The 14,548-nt window shown below is 66.5% G+C and carries 13 protein-coding genes; 8 read left to right on the forward strand and 5 right to left on the reverse strand.

Going from position 1 to position 14,548, the window contains the following annotated elements:
- The first annotated feature begins 56 nt into the window (after positions 1-56).
- The 4 genes from ACIGJB_RS18590 (at position 57) to ACIGJB_RS18605 (ending at position 4,704) form a co-directional block, all read left to right on the forward strand.
- A complete protein-coding gene (locus ACIGJB_RS18590) occupies positions 57-983 on the forward strand; it encodes a LysR family transcriptional regulator (RefSeq protein ID WP_483733773.1) in 927 nt (308 codons plus the stop codon).
- 77 nt (positions 984-1,060) lie between these two features.
- Entirely contained in the window at positions 1,061-2,470 is a 1,410-nt protein-coding gene (gene tcuA, locus ACIGJB_RS18595; protein WP_483733774.1) for an FAD-dependent tricarballylate dehydrogenase TcuA, read from the forward strand.
- Entirely contained in the window at positions 2,457-3,665 is a 1,209-nt protein-coding gene (gene tcuB, locus ACIGJB_RS18600; protein WP_483733775.1) for a tricarballylate utilization 4Fe-4S protein TcuB, read from the forward strand. The genes tcuA and tcuB overlap by 14 nt, the downstream gene beginning before the upstream one ends.
- A 55-nt stretch (positions 3,666-3,720) precedes the next feature.
- Positions 3,721-4,704, forward strand: coding sequence for a Bug family tripartite tricarboxylate transporter substrate binding protein (locus ACIGJB_RS18605; RefSeq protein ID WP_483733776.1), 984 nt, complete (start codon positions 3,721-3,723; stop codon positions 4,702-4,704).
- A gap of 42 nt (positions 4,705-4,746) precedes the next feature.
- On the opposite strand, the gene ACIGJB_RS18610 is transcribed toward ACIGJB_RS18605, so the two are convergent.
- Entirely contained in the window at positions 4,747-6,474 is a 1,728-nt protein-coding gene (locus ACIGJB_RS18610) for a cation:proton antiporter domain-containing protein (RefSeq protein ID WP_483733777.1), read from the reverse strand.
- Positions 6,475-6,722: 248 nt separating this feature from the next.
- Here ACIGJB_RS18610 and ACIGJB_RS18615 point away from each other — a divergent pair, with 248 nt between their 5' ends.
- The 3 genes from ACIGJB_RS18615 to ACIGJB_RS18625 all read left to right on the forward strand — a co-directional run bounded on the left by ACIGJB_RS18615 (position 6,723) and on the right by ACIGJB_RS18625 (position 8,455).
- Positions 6,723-7,391, forward strand: a complete 669-nt coding sequence (locus tag ACIGJB_RS18615) for an AraC family transcriptional regulator (RefSeq protein WP_483733778.1) — start codon at positions 6,723-6,725, stop codon at positions 7,389-7,391.
- 137 nt (positions 7,392-7,528) lie between these two features.
- Positions 7,529-8,002 (forward strand): OsmC family protein, encoded by a 474-nt coding sequence (locus ACIGJB_RS18620; protein WP_483733779.1) that lies wholly within the window; start codon positions 7,529-7,531, stop codon positions 8,000-8,002.
- Positions 8,003-8,197: 195 nt separating this feature from the next.
- A complete protein-coding gene (locus tag ACIGJB_RS18625; protein WP_483733780.1) occupies positions 8,198-8,455 on the forward strand; it encodes a hypothetical protein in 258 nt (85 codons plus the stop codon).
- A 37-nt stretch (positions 8,456-8,492) separates the two neighbouring features.
- Here the strand turns inward: ACIGJB_RS18625 and ACIGJB_RS18630 are convergent, their stop codons facing one another.
- The 3 genes from ACIGJB_RS18630 to ACIGJB_RS18640 form a co-directional block, all read right to left on the reverse strand.
- Positions 8,493-9,545, reverse strand: coding sequence for an alpha/beta fold hydrolase (locus tag ACIGJB_RS18630; protein WP_483733781.1), 1,053 nt, complete (start codon positions 9,543-9,545; stop codon positions 8,493-8,495).
- Between the two features lie 164 nt (positions 9,546-9,709).
- On the reverse strand, positions 9,710-10,861 hold the full coding sequence (locus ACIGJB_RS18635) for an ABC transporter substrate-binding protein (protein WP_483733782.1): 1,152 nt from the start codon (positions 10,859-10,861) through the stop codon (positions 9,710-9,712).
- A gap of 9 nt (positions 10,862-10,870) precedes the next feature.
- Positions 10,871-12,184, reverse strand: coding sequence for a CitMHS family transporter (locus ACIGJB_RS18640; RefSeq protein ID WP_483733783.1), 1,314 nt, complete (start codon positions 12,182-12,184; stop codon positions 10,871-10,873).
- Positions 12,185-12,937: 753 nt separating this feature from the next.
- Here ACIGJB_RS18640 and ACIGJB_RS18645 point away from each other — a divergent pair.
- Positions 12,938-13,504: an excalibur calcium-binding domain-containing protein gene (locus ACIGJB_RS18645; protein WP_483733784.1), complete on the forward strand. Its 567-nt coding sequence runs from the start codon at positions 12,938-12,940 to the stop codon at positions 13,502-13,504.
- Between the two features lie 22 nt (positions 13,505-13,526).
- Here the strand turns inward: ACIGJB_RS18645 and ACIGJB_RS18650 are convergent, their stop codons facing one another.
- Positions 13,527-14,096 (reverse strand): YdeI/OmpD-associated family protein, encoded by a 570-nt coding sequence (locus tag ACIGJB_RS18650; protein ID WP_483733785.1) that lies wholly within the window; start codon positions 14,094-14,096, stop codon positions 13,527-13,529.
- Between the last annotated feature and the right edge of the window lie 452 nt (positions 14,097-14,548).

Consider the following 14,548-nt stretch of genomic DNA (forward strand, 5'->3'; position numbering starts at 1 on the left):
GCCGCTGCCACGGATCGTCCGCGTGCCTTGAAGGGAACTGGTTGAGAGGAGGGCGGATGGAGCTAAGGCAATTGCGGTATTTCCTGCAGGTCGTCGAACTCGGCAGCATGGGGCAGGCCGCCCAAAAGCTTGGCGTGGTCACATCGGCCCTCAGTCAGCAGATCAGCCGCCTGGAGGGCGAGCTTTCCACGCGCCTGCTGCGGCGCACTTCGACGGGCGTCGTGCCAACCGACGCCGGACTGGCATTCTGGCGGCAGGCACAGCTGGCCGTGCGCCATGCCGATGACGCGGTGCGTGCCGCCCAGCTCGCCAGGCTCTCCGGCCACGTCAGCGTAGGCATGGCGCCAAGCACCATCAGCGTGCTGGGCCTGCCTTTCATGCAGGCCATGCGTGAGCGCTATCCCGACATCCGGCTGCATCTCGTGGAAAGCCTGTCCGGCAACCTGGCGACGATGATCGGCACCCGCCAACTTGACCTAGCCGTCCTGTTCCAGGCCGAAGGCCATCACCGCTGGAGCCTCGCGCCGCTGCTGACCGAGCGCTTGTTCCTGATCAGCCGTGATGACATGCCCGGTCTGCCGGCGGGCAAGACAGCAAGGCTCGCGCAACTGCGCGGGCTTCCGCTGATCCTGCCCAGCAGCCCGCACGGGCTGCGTTCCGTGCTCGATGCCGCCTTCGCTCGGGGCCGCCAGCAGCCCAACGTGGTGGCGGAAATCGATGGCCTGGCCATGCTGATGGATGCCGTGCGCGCGGGCCTTGGCGCCACGGTGCAGCCTGGCGCGGCGGTTGCGCGCCTGGGCGGCGAGCCCTTGGTGATGATCCCCATCGCCGACACCGCGGCGCGGCGCCCGAACCTGTTGGCGAGCCTGTCGGACGATGAGTTGTCTCCGGCGGGCCTGGCCGCGCGCGGCACCCTGGCCGCCGTGGCGCGCGATCTGGTGCGCGAGCGCCGCTGGCCCGGGGCAGCCCTTCACGATTCGTAAACACCCGTTGCCCGATCCCTTCTGGCGGGAGATCGGGCCGCTCAGTACAGTCGCCGTAAATCACGGAGACTGTACTGATGTGGGACGTACTCGTAATCGGCGGGGGCAACGCCGCCCTATGCGCCGCACTGATGGCGCGCGAGGCCGGCGCCAGCGTGCTGATGCTGGAGGCCGCCCCAAAGGCCTGGCGCGGCGGCAATTCCCAGCACACGCGCAACCTGCGCTGCATGCACGATGCGCCGCAGGACGTGCTGGTCGACAGCTACCCGGAAGAGGAGTACTGGCAGGACCTGCTCAAGGTCACCGGCGGACTCACCAATGAGGCACTGGCGCGGCTGGTCATCCGCGCATCGTCGACCTGCCGCCCGTGGATGCGCCGCCATGGCGTGCATTTCCAGTCGCCGCTCTCGGGAGCGCTGCACGTGGCCCGCACCAATGCCTTCTTCATGGGCGGCGGCAAGGCGCTGGTCAATGCCTACTACCGCAGTGCCGAGGCCATGGGCGTCCAGGTCCGATACGAGACACCGATCGATGCCATCGAACTCGACAGCAGTCGCTTCGTGGCCGCGCGCAGCGGCGACCAGCGTTTCGAGGCGCGCGCGTGCGTGCTGGCTGCGGGCGGCTTCGAATCGAATCGAGAATGGCTGCGCGAAGCGTGGGGCCAGAACGAGCGCGGCGAATGGCCGGCCGACAATTTCCTGATCCGCGGCACGCGCTTCAACATGGGTGTGCTGCTCAAGCACATGATCGAGTCCGGCGCGGACGCGATCGGCGATCCGTCGCAGTCGCACTGCGTGGCCATCGACGCGCGCGCGCCGTTGTATGACGGCGGCATCTGCACGCGCATCGACTGTGTATCGCTGGGCGTGGTGGTCAATCGCGATGCCGAGCGCTTCTACGACGAGGGCGAGGACTTCTGGCCCAAGCGCTACGCCATCTGGGGCCGCCTGGTGGCCCAGCAGCCCGGCCAGATCGCCTACTCGATCATCGATGCCAAGGCCGTGGGCCGCTTCATGCCACCGGTGTTTCCCGGCACGACGGCCGATAGCCTCCCTGAACTGGCCCGCAAGCTGGGTCTGCCCGAGCAGGCCTTCGTGGACAGCGTGGCGGCCTACAACGCCGCCTGCCGCAACGGCACCTTCGACCACACGACGCTGGATGACTGCCGCACGGAAGGCCTGCTGCCGCCGAAGACGCACTGGGCACGCCCCATCGACACCGCGCCGTTCTACGGCTACGCGCTGCGCCCGGGCATCACCTTTACCTACCTTGGCCTGAAGGTCGACGAGCACGCCGCGGTCCATTTCAACGGAGAGCCCAGCGACAACCTGTTCGTAGCGGGCGAGATGATGGCCGGCAATGTGCTGGGCAAAGGCTATACGGCCGGGGTCGGCATGTCGATCGGCACGGCGTTCGGCCGCATCGCGGGCACGCAGGCGGCACGGGCGGCCGCACAATCGAAAGGAGCACAACGTGAAGCAGCTTGAAGCGCTGGTACGCGAGGCCGGCGAAGAAGCCGCAGGCGGCATTGCCCGGCAAGGCGCCGATGGCAGGAAAACCATCCCCATCCGCGTACTGCCCCTCAGCGGCAACGAAGCCGAGGTAGCCCGGCAAATGCAGATCTGCAATGCCTGCCGCTACTGCGAGGGCTTTTGCGCGGTGTTCCCCGCCATGACGCGGAGGCTTTCCTTCGGCAAGGCGGACGTGAACTACCTGGCCAACCTGTGCCACAACTGCGGCGCCTGCTATCACGCCTGCCAGTACGCACCGCCGCATGAATTCGCGGTGAATGTCCCGCAGGCCATGGCGCGGGTCCGCGGCGAGACCTATGCCGAGTACGCATGGCCGGCGCCGCTGGGCGCGCTGTACCGGCGCAATGGCCTGACCGTGGCACTGGCACTCGCCTTCGGCCTGGCGCTGTTCCTGCTGCTCGTCATCGCGCGGCAGGGATCGCTGTGGCACGCGCCGCTGGCCGGCAACTTCTACGCGATCTTCCCGCACAACATGATGGCCGCGATGTTCGGCGCGGTCTTTGGCTTTGCGGTGCTGTCGCTGGGCATCGGGGTGCGGACGTTCTGGCGCGACGTGTCGCCGGGGAGAGCCACCTCGCCCGCCATCGGCGAAGCCGCCCGCGACGCGCTCACGCTTCGGTACCTGGACGGCGGGCACGGCCAGGGCTGCAACGAGCAAGATGATCGTTTCACGCTGGCACGCCGACGCTTTCACCACCTCACGTTCTACGGCTTCATGGCGTGCTTTGCATCGACCGCGGTGGCCACGCTGTACCACTATTTCCTGGATCTGCATGCACCTTATCCGGTGGCCAGCCTGCCCGTGCTGCTGGGCATGGCCGGCGGCATCGGGCTGCTCGCCGGCCCGGCCGGGCTCCTGTGGCTGAACCTGCGGCGCGATCCGGCCCGCGGGGATGCGGCCCAGCGCCCCATGGATCGCGGCTTCATCGCGCTGCTGCTGCTCACCGCGGCTTCCGGCCTGGCCTTGCTGGCTGGCCGCGATACCGGTGCCATGGCCATGCTGCTGGCCGTGCACCTGGGCGTGGTGATGGCGCTTTTCGCCACGCTGCCGTTCGGCAAATTTGCACACGGCATCTACCGTTGCGCGGCGCTGCTGAAGTCCGCCATCGAAAAGCGCCAGCCCAATGCGTTGCAGCTCGGCTCGGACTGAAGCTCAACGCTGCGCCACCAACAAGAAAACCATCTATCCCCAAGGAGACCGTCCAATGACCAACACCGTTCGCCGCACTGCCCTGGCCTGCCTGCTCGGAGCGGGCCTGGCACTGTCCGGCCTGGCACCCGCCGCCGCCCAGAGCTGGCCCGACAAGCCTGTCACCCTCGTCGTGCCGTTCGCCTCCGGCGGCACCACAGACATCATCGCCCGCACCATCGGACAGAAACTCGGCGAGGCCCTGCACCAGCCCGTGGTGGTGGACAACCGCCCCGGCGCCGGCGGCACGCTTGGCGCGGCCAACGTCGCGCGCGCCACGCCGGATGGCTACACGGTGCTGCTGGCCACCGTGGCGCATACCATGGCGCCCGGCATCTACAAGTCGCTGCCCTACGACTTCACGCGCGACCTGGTGCCGGTTGGCCTGGTGGCGCTGACGCCCAATGTGCTGCTGGTCAGCCCGTCGCTGCCCGTGAAATCCGTGGCGGAGCTGATCGCCTATATCAAGTCCCATCGCGGACAGGTCAACTACGGCTCCGCCGGACCGGGCAGTACCGAGCATCTGTCGGGGGAACTGTTCCGGTCCATGACAGGCACGGACATCGTCCACGTCCCATACAAGGGGGGCGCACCGATGATGACCGACCTGATCGCCGGGCAGATCCAGATGGCCATTGAAACCAGCCCTTCGGCCGCGCCCCATGTCCGTTCGGGCAAGGTCAGGGCGCTGGCCGTCACCACCGCGAAACGTTCCCCGGCCTACCCGGGCGTGCCCACACTGGAGGAAAGCGGGATCAAGGGTTACGAGGTGACCACCTGGTTTGCGCTGATGGCGCCGCGCGGTACGCCCGCCGCGGTGACGCAGCGGCTGGGCACGGAGCTGGCGAAGGCGCTGAAGCAGCCGGATGTGCTGAAACGCTTCGAGGAGCAGGGCGTGACCGCTGGCGACATGACGCCGGCGCAACTGGGCGATTTCATCGGCAAGGAGACGCTGCGGTGGACGAAGGTGGCGAAGTCGTCGGGTGCCGCCGCGGATTGATGGCGGGGTCGCAATGCCCCGCGCGTTTTCAAGTCCTGTAGCTCAGGCCGCATGGCCCGCGGCGTGAACCTGCGGCCCTGGCGCAAAGCGCTCCAGCACATGGGCGGTCATGCCCCTGGCCAGTTCCTCCTCGCCATAGAAGACCGTGCCGATCTCTTCCTTGCGCAGCATGACCGATTCGTCCTCGTTGTGCGTGCGCAGGACGACCTCGATCGACGGATTGAGCGTGCGCGCGATGCTCGCCATCTGGCGCACATCGATCGGATCGGCAATGGCCACCACCAGCATCGCGGCGCGCGCGATATGGGCCTGGATCAGGACGGCGGGCTCGGAGGCATTGCCGGAGACCGCCGCGATGCCGCGATTGCGCAGGCTTTCCACCAGCTCCCGGTTTTGCTCCGCGACCACATACGGAATGCCGCGCCCCTGCAGCGCACTGGCAATGCGCCGGCCCACGCGGCCATAGCCGACCAGCACCACCTGGCCTTCCAGGTACTTGCGCTCGGTGCTCATCGGCAGTTCGGCGTAGGGGTCGCCGCGCTGCTCCAGGCCCCGGGCCAGTGCCGAGCGCTTGAGGATCCAGCGCCGGAACGGTTCGTTGACGGCGAACAGCACCGGGTTCAGCGCGATCGAGATCAGCGCGGCCGCCAGCACCAGGCTCATGCCATCGGCCGGCAGCAGCCCGAGCGACAGGCCCAGGCCGGCCAGGATGAACGAGAACTCGCCGATCTGCGCAAGGCTGGCCGATACCGTCAGCGCGGTATTGAGCGGATAGCGGAAGGCCAGCACGAGCCCGAAGGCCGCAGCCGATTTGCCCAGGATGATGATCGCCACGGTGGCCAACACGTGCAGCGGCTGCTCGATCAGGATCGCCGGCTTGAACAGCATGCCGACCGAGACGAAGAACAGCACCGAGAACGCGTCGCGCAGCGGCAGCGATTCCTGCGCGGCGCGGTGGCTGAACTCGGATTCGCGCATGACCATGCCCGCGAAGAACGCGCCCAGCGCGAACGAGACGCTGAACAGCTGCGCCGCGCCATAGGCGATGCCGATGGCGGCGGCGATGACCGACAGCGTGAACAGCTCGCGCGAGCCGGTGCGCGCCACCAGCCACAGGAACCACGGCAGCACGCGTCGGCCCGCCACCAGCATCAGCGCGATGAAGGCGCCCACCTGCAGCAGCGTCAGCGCGATGGTGGTCCACAGCGACGTGGCTTCCGCCGCTTCGGTGCCCGTCGATCCGCCGAGAATCCCGGCCAACGGCGGCAGCAGGACCAGCACCAGCACCGTGGCCAGGTCTTCAACCACCAGCCAGCCCACGGCGATGCGGCCGTTCATGCTTTCGAGCACGCCGCGCGTCTCCAGCGCCTTGAGCAGCACCACCGTGCTGGCGCACGACAGCGAGAGCCCGAAGATCAGCCCGCTGCCCCAATGCCAGTCCCATAGCCACGCCACGCCCGCACCGAGCGCCGTCGCCAGTGCCATTTGCACCACCGCGCCGGGCACGGCGATGCGCTTGACCGCCAACAGGTCTTTCAGCGAGAAATGCAGCCCCACGCCGAACATCAGCAGCATCACGCCGATTTCGGAAAGCTGGGACGCCAGGTGGACGTCGGCGACGAAGCCCGGCGTGCCCGGGCCGATGATGATGCCGGCGACCAGGTAGCCGACCAGCGCCGGCACCTTGAATCGCTCGGCCAGGTAGCCAAGGACGAGGGCGATGCCGAAGCCGGCGGCAAGCGTGGTGATAAGAGGTATGTTGTGTTCCATGCAGGACGAATGGGAGCGGCGGATTGAAAACGGCAGCGGTCCTGCGGCGGGCCCGGCAGCCCCTTGCCATTCAGGCAACGATGGGTCTGCCGTGCGCCGGCAGACATACCAGGCCCCCTCATGATAACGGCATCCGGCGGCAATCCTGTCGAACGGGTTCGCGCGGAACGCCTGGGAATGGCCTGGAACGGGTCCGGGCCGGGGCCGCTGCGTGTGGCGCAGGCAAACGGTGCGTTCGGAAATTGCAGATGGTGCGCCGCGCTGTTAGCGGCGATGATGCTGCCCATACCGACCGACTTGCGACAGATTTCCGCTCCACCATGCGCGCCCACCTGCAGTCCCACTCGCACGTCAGCCTGCAGCGCCTGTTCCTGGCGTTTCCGCTGACGGTCGTGCCCACGCAGGGCAGGTCGGTCATCCGGCGGCGTGGCTACGAACGCCTGCTGATGCCTGGGCAGGAAGTCACGATCGAGCCGTTTGAAACCATCGACATGCACCTGGATGGTAGCGGTGCGCAGCCGTCGTCCTGCACCTTCGAGATCCGGCGCGGCATGCCCGGCGCACCGCAGGACGCCCTGCATCAACGGATCTCCCGCCGCGTGTTTCTCCAGCCCCAATATGCGTGGAGCGCCGAATTTATCGCGGAACGGCTCGACATGCCCGCGGCGCAGCTGCGCCGCCTGCTGTTCTCGCAAGGCACGGCGCTGACGGACCTTTGCCGCACGCAACGGCTAATGCGCCTGCTGTTCGAAGCCATGACCGGCGACGTCGCCATGGCGGACCTGAAGCGCTTTGTCGGCTGGCCTGCGGCCGGCGATGTGGAATCCGCGTTCTATGACCGCTTCGGCGTCTCCTTGCAGACGGCGCGGCGGCTGGCGAGCCATCCGTCGCGCGTACTGCGGCGCTCGATCGCCTGAGCCGCTTTCCGCACCCGGCGCAGCGGCCTGTCGACCCCGTTTTCGTGTCCTTTGGAATAATGGAGTCCCGCGACGCAGGGCCGGCGGGGCCCGTCATGCGTTGCACTTCAACGGCATCGACCAGGAGCAGCGCAGACATGGCCAAGCGTGAACATCACTATCGGGTCTCGGTCGAATGGACCGGCAACAAGGGAAGCGGGACGTCGGGCTACCGGGCTTATGCACGCGACTACATGATCCGCTCGGGGGCCAAGCCAGCCATTCCCGGCTCGTCGGACCCGGCGTTCCTCGGAGACGCGGCTCGCTGGAATCCCGAGGATTTGCTGGTGGCTTCCGTGGCGGCGTGCCACAAGCTCTGGTACCTGCACCTGTGCGCCGACGCGGGCATCGCCGTGCTGGCGTATGCGGATGAAGCGCAGGGCATGATGGTCGAGGGCGAGCGCAGCCAGTTCACGCAGATCGTGCTGCGGCCGCGCGTCGCCATCCGCGCCTCGGATGATCCCGAACTGGCGAAGCAGCTGCACCATGCCGCACACGAGCAATGCTTCATTGCCAACTCGGTCAATTTTCCGATCCTGTGCGAGCCGACCATCGAGCAGGTTGGCGCTTAGGAACAAGGCAGGTGGATACGGCTGTTCGGGCCGCGCTGACGTTTCGCGCGGTTGTTGGCCGCGCCCCACCAGAATCCCTGCACGCAAGGCCGTAGCGCGCACCTGAAGACCCGTGCCTTCCATGGCACGGCATCTGCATAGTCCCGGTCGAACGTCGTTTCCGCCGTTCGCTTTCCATGACTACAGGAGACTCCCATGTCCACACTACTGATCGAGAACCTGACACACGCCCGCGAACTGGATCTTGCTGCGCGCGCCGCCATCCGCGGCGGCTATGCCACCATGCCAAACATCGCCGTGGGTGAGCCCAACCCTAACGGGTCGATGCCGCCGATGCCCGCGATGCCGCCATTGCCATCGTTCCCCCCGATGCCGCCAATGCCGGCACTGCCCGAGTTTCCGCCGGGATTCCCGTTCCAGCCGAAAGGCCCGCCAAAGGTCGAGCCGCTGTAACTAGCGGGCGCTTCGCGCATCGAACCATCGTCCCGCCTCAGCGCCGGTCTACGTCAAGGACGGCCTGCGCAAAGGCGGCAGGCGCTTCCTGCGGCAGGTTGTGGCCGATGCCGCCGGTCAGGTTGCGGTGCTCGTACCGGCCGGTGAACTTGCTGGCATAGGCGCTGGGCACGGGATGGGGCGCGCCATTGGCATCGCCTTCCATGGTGATGGTCGGCACGATGATGGCCGGCGCCGTGGCGAGCCTCTTCTCGATGTCATCGAACCGCGCTTCGCCGGTGGCCAGCCCTTGCCGCCAGCGGTAGTTGTGGAGGGTGATATCCACGTGATCGGGGTTGTCGAATGCGGCCGCGCTGCGCTCGAAGGTGGCGTCGTCGAAGTTCCATTGCGGCGATGCCAGCTTCCAGATCAGTTTGGCGAACTGCCGCGTGTACTTGCGGTAGCCGGCCGCGCCGCGGTCCGTGGCGAAGTAGAACTGGTACCACCATTGCAGTTCGGCCTCGGGCGGCAGCGGCAGCGTGCCGGCGGCCTGGCTGCCGATCAGGTAGCCGCTCACCGACACCAGCCCGCGGCAGCGGTCCGGCCACAGCGCGGCCATGATATCTGCGGTGCGCGCGCCCCAGTCGAAGCCGGCCACCACGGCGTGGCGGATGGCGAGTGCATCCATCAGCGCGATCATGTCGGCGGCGATGGCCGAGGGCTGGCCATTGCGCTGGGTGTCCGCCGACAGGAAGGTGGTAGAGCCATTGCCGCGCAGGAAGGGCATGATCACGCGATAGCCGCGCGCCGCCAGCAGCGGCGCCACGTCGACGAAGCTGTGGATGTCGTAGGGCCAGCCGTGCAACAGCAGCGCAACCGGCCCGTCGGCCGGGCCGGCCTCGGCGTAGCCCACGTTCAGCACGCCGGCGTTGACTTGCCGGATGGGTGCGAAGCCCGTATGCGCGCCAGGCCTGGTCCGGGGCAGGGGTGCGGCCTTCGCTACGCTGGCCTGTGCCCGGGCGGCTTGCGAAAGGCCCAATTGCGCTGCGGCCAGCGTTGCCGCCGCGACGCCCAGAAAGCCCCGGCGGGGCACATCGATTCGTTCCGACATCTGTTTCTCCTGTGTGCTTGATCAACCTGAGCACGAGTCTAGGAGGCCGCGGCAAGCGGCATGTGTCGGGAATCCCGGGGCTTTGTATCTCTGTGTATAGGCGCGTGGCGGGCCAATATGCGGATACAAGAAACCCGCCTGAAGCGGCGGGTGTCCCGGTGGTGCTACTTCTGGCCCGTGGCGGTGCGCCAGCGTGTCACGAACTCGCGATAGGCCGCGATATCGAGATGACGCGTCAGGTCAGCGTCGTTCAGGATCGGCCGCATGCTGGTGCCGAGCTGCGTCACCAGCCGGGCGGCGGTGGTGTCGCCGCCGACATCGCTGCGCACGGCGTACAGCCCGGCGCGCTGCGCCATCAGGGTCTGGCCGCGCCGCGACAGCGTATAGTCGATCCACAAGCGCGCCGCGTTCGGGTGGCGCGCGCGCTGGCTGATCAGCTGGATGCGCGACAGCACCAGCGTGTAGTCGGTCAGGAAGGCGACGCCAATGGCGGCGTTGTTCCGCGCCTGGCCAAGCGCGTACGCGCCAAGCACGTTGTAGGCGAGCGCCACGCTGCCGCTGGCGACCTGGCGCAGCATGGCGGCGGTGGTGGACACATAGCGGGTGTCGAGCTTGCCCAGTGCCGTGGCGATGTCCCACAAGGCCGGTCCGGCCGCGGCATCCTGCGTGGCCAGCAGGAATCCGAGGCCGGATTTCTCGATGTCGTAGGTGATGACCTTGCGGCGCAGCTGGCTAGCCTGCGTGGCCAGCAGCTTCGCCAGGTCGGCGTGCGTGCGCGGTACCTGCGCGGCGCGCAGCAGCTTCCGGTTGTAGGCGATCGCCACCGGGTCAATGCTGGTCGCCCAGCCCTGATCCTGCCAGCGGGCCCAGGCGGGCAGGGCGGATGCCTCCGGCGAGGCGTAGGTCATGGCATAGCCGCGCCTGGCCAGGCTGGCCTGCAGGTCCATCGCCGAGCTCCACAGGACGTCGGCGGACTCGGTCCCGAGCTGCGTCTCGGCCAGGTAGCGGTGATACAGCTCGGTGCTGGTCAGGTCGTCGTACTCGACCCGGACGCGCGGATACATTGCCTGGAAATCGGCCAGCAGCGGCCGCACCACGTCGGCGTCCGTGGTCGCGTAGATCACCAGCCGGCCTTCGTCCTCGGCCGCGCGGACCACGTCGGCATAGGCGGAGTCGTAGCCTGGCGGCGGCTTGGCCCGCGGCGCATAGTCCAGCAATTCATTGGCGTTCTGCGCGGACGATGCCAGCGGCCAGCCCAGCGCCAGCCCGAGCAGGGCGCGTCGGCGGGCGAGCCGTGAGGTGCGGTGATTTTGCATGACAGTGCCTCAGGTCCGGCCCATGAACGGGATCACGCCGAAGACAATGCACGCGGCCAGCATCACTACCGCCGCCGACAGTGCCCACAACAGCGTAAAACGCTGATGGTCGCCGAACTCGACCTCGGCCAGGCCGACCAGCAGGTAGGTAGACGCCACCAGCGGGCTGAGCAGGTGGACCTGCTGGCCGATCAGCGAAGCGCGGCCGAGTTCCGCCGCGGTAATGCCGTGCACGGCACCGGCCTTGGCCAGGATCGGCAGGATGCCGAAGTAGAAAGCATCGTTCGAGATGAAGAACGTGAACGGCACGCTCAGCACCGCCGTCACCACCGCGAGATACGGCTCCAGCCAGTTGGGCAGGCCGGCAATCACGCTGGCGGCGATGGCATCCACCATTTTCGTGCCCGACAGGATGCCCACGAAAATACCCGCGGCGAAAATCAGCGAAACGACCGGGACGATATTGCCGGCATGCGCAGCGAGCCGTTCCTTCTGGTCCTGCATATTGGGGTAGTTGACCATCAGGGCGATGGCCGAGGCGACCATGAACAGCACCTGCAGCGGGATCGCGCCGTGGATCAGCAGCGCCATCAGAGCTACCGTCAGCGCAAGGTTGAACCACAGCAGCCGCGGCCGCGCGGTGACCGGGTCGCTGGCCGTGACTGCGGGGGCACCGTCGGCCGGCTCGCCGGCTTGCTGCAGGGCCAGGGCACCGAGCCGCTTCTTTTCCCGGCGCCCCAGCAGACCCGCGACGAACAGGCCCCACACGCCGGTGACGATCATCGGCAGGATCATCGGCACGAACAGCTGGCCAACATCCACGCCCAGCGAACTGGCTGCGCGCGCGGTCGGGCCGCCCCACGGCAGGATGTTCATGAGCCCGCCGGCCATCATGATGACGCAGGCCAGCACCAGGCGGCTCAGGCCCAGGCGCTTGTACAGTGGCAGCATGGCCGCGCACGTGATCATGTAGGTGGTAGAGCCGTCGCCGTCGAGCGAGACTACCGTCGCCAGCACGAACGTCCCCATCACGATCTTGGTCGGATCATTGCCGACCAGCCGGAGGATGACCCGCACGGCCGGGTCGAACAGGCCGGCGTCGATCATGATCCCGAAGAACAGGATCGCGAACATCAGCATGACGCCGGTCGGGGCGAGCTTCTTGATGCCCTCCAGCATCATCGGGCCGAGTTCGAGCCCGAAGCCCGCCAGCAGCCCGAAGACGATCGGCACCAAAATCAGGGCAACCATCGCCGATAGGCGCTTGGTCATGATCAGCGCCATGAAGACGATGATCATCGTGTAGGCGATGGCGGTCAGCATGGGCGTTCCTCAGGCGCTGCGAAGTTCGCGAACCGGCAGGCCGATGCAGCGGCGCGCGCAGCATCAGGCTTGCGCTCGCCGGGGTGGCCGGCGGCCAAAACAGTGCTTCGCATCCGGGACTGCGACGCTCCGGTCACTGCGTCGGCACTGCGGCAGTGTATGTTGCGCGAGAGGCCCGCGCGAAGCCGTGCTGTGTGCTCTACCGCACGCGACGCGGCGAACGCGACTTGTCGTGATCGCTGTGATCTCTCAACCATGCCGGCGATGCGCATGACAGTTGTCTCCTATGACCAATGCCCATGGAGGGCTATGGGACGGCGATGCTAGAGATCCAAGCTGTCATTTCGCCGTCATACAGGACTAGGGTTATCCCGGATCCGGTGGGGCCGCAACCTGGCGGCTTACCATCCAGAATGTCCTGAACCTCCGCGGCTGGACCGCCGTCGACGCCTACGGCGGCCTGACGGTTGCGGATCCACGGATCGTGCTGGCTTCCCTGACCGTTGGCTTCTGAGAAGCAGGGGCAAGCTGATTTAAAGAACCATACATTCGATTCCTGCTTTAAAAGCCGGAGAAAAGACCCGGAGACAGGCAGCGTGGATGCATTGCGTGCAGCCGCCTGGTCGCAGGTGGCATATTGACACTCGATATGCGATGCCACTACATTGCGCGGCGCAGGCAGCGCTTATCCCTACGGAATGAAGCCTGAAACGCTCGCCTGGATCGTCTCAGGTTTTTTTTGCGATTCTCCCCATGCGACTTACGGGCAAGCTCAAATCCTGGAATGACGATCGCGGCTTCGGCTTTATTGCGCCCGCAGCCCCTGGCCGCGAAGTTTTCGTTCACATCAGTGCATTTCCCCGGGACGGCTTGCGGCCAACAGTCGGAGAGTCGCTGGACTATGAGGTCGGGGCCGGCAAGGACGGCAAGCCCGCGGCGATCCGGGTGTATCGGAAGGTAGTGGGACAAGCCGTGAAGCGGCCGCATACACGGGTACAACAGGTACGGAATCGCCGCTCATTCACGCCCAGGCTGATTGCGCTGGCGTTGGCAATCGCGATTGGCGCCTACGCCTACTCCACCTATAGTCAGCATGCACGCAGCAAGGAATGGCGCGTTGCCGAGGCGGCTGCGCCTTCCGATACGGGCGAGGTGGCACAAGTTCAATTCCGCTGTGACGGCCGAACCCATTGCTCGCAAATGACATCGTGTGGCGAAGCGAAATTCTTTCTGAAGAACTGTCCCGATACGAAGATGGACGGCAACCATGATGGGGTGCCTTGCGAGCAGCAGTGGTGTACGGCGCCGTGGTCGAAGTAGCACCACAGAATGCGGCTAGAGGCTATGGGTGGATCTTTTCGCCACGGTTCAGCATGTCGATGAATTGAGAAATTTTCTTTGCGCGCGTTTCGGCCCTCTTTACGTTCTGGAGCCTGAACAGGATGGCGTACCGGTTCTGGCTATTCAGGGTAGCGAAGAACTGCTTTGCCTTGGGGTTGGCGTCGAGGGCCTGCCGCAGATCATCGGGCAAGGTCGCCGCACTGGCGGATGCATAGGCGGCCTCCCAACGTCCGTCGCGCCTGGCCCGATCGATTGCGCGAAGCCCTGCGGGGCGCATCCTCCCGGCGGAAATCAATGCCTCGGCTTTTGCCTTGTTGATCCTGGACCAGATGCTTCTGGCCGTCCGGGGCGTAAATCGTTGTAACCAGTAGTGCTCGCTTTCAGCCTGCTTCTGCCCATCGATCCAACCGTAGCAAAGCGCGCTCTCGAGTGCCTGGGCATAAGAAACGGTGGACGATTCGGCAGATCGCTTTGCAATGCGCAGCCAGACACCGGGCGCAGCCTCTGCGTTGGCTTCGAGCCAGGCTTCCCAGGCTTCCTGATCGGGGAACGTGAGTGTCGGACTGTGCATCTCGCTGGGCCTGATGGATTTGAATTGCCGAAATGTCCGGAAAATTTCGACGGCTTCCCGCTCAGCTTACCCGACGGCACCCGGGAACCCTGGCGGCCTGCACGGCGCAGAAAGACAAACTTGAAAGAGGTGACCCGCTTGGGGGATGCGCCCCTTGCTGGCAGCCCCGTACACTGGCCGCGTAGGCGCTGGATCTCCTCCTGTCTACAGGCCTTCAGCCCCTCGGAGCCACCCCGCGCCGAGGGGTTTTTCTATGGTGGTCCTACGGCGCAGCGAAAGCGCTAGCCACCATGACGCTGTTTGGCGCCCCCGCCGGTGCCATGACCCTTTCCTGCCTTCGTGTGGGTCGCAGCATGCTGGCCGCTCTCCGAGGATGGAGGCGGTGCAGAAACCAGGTATGGGATGAGCTGGTCATCCGGGCCATAGACGGATGGACGAGGACCTCCTCACTT

Source organism: Cupriavidus sp. C2SS-8b (assembly GCF_057073745.1).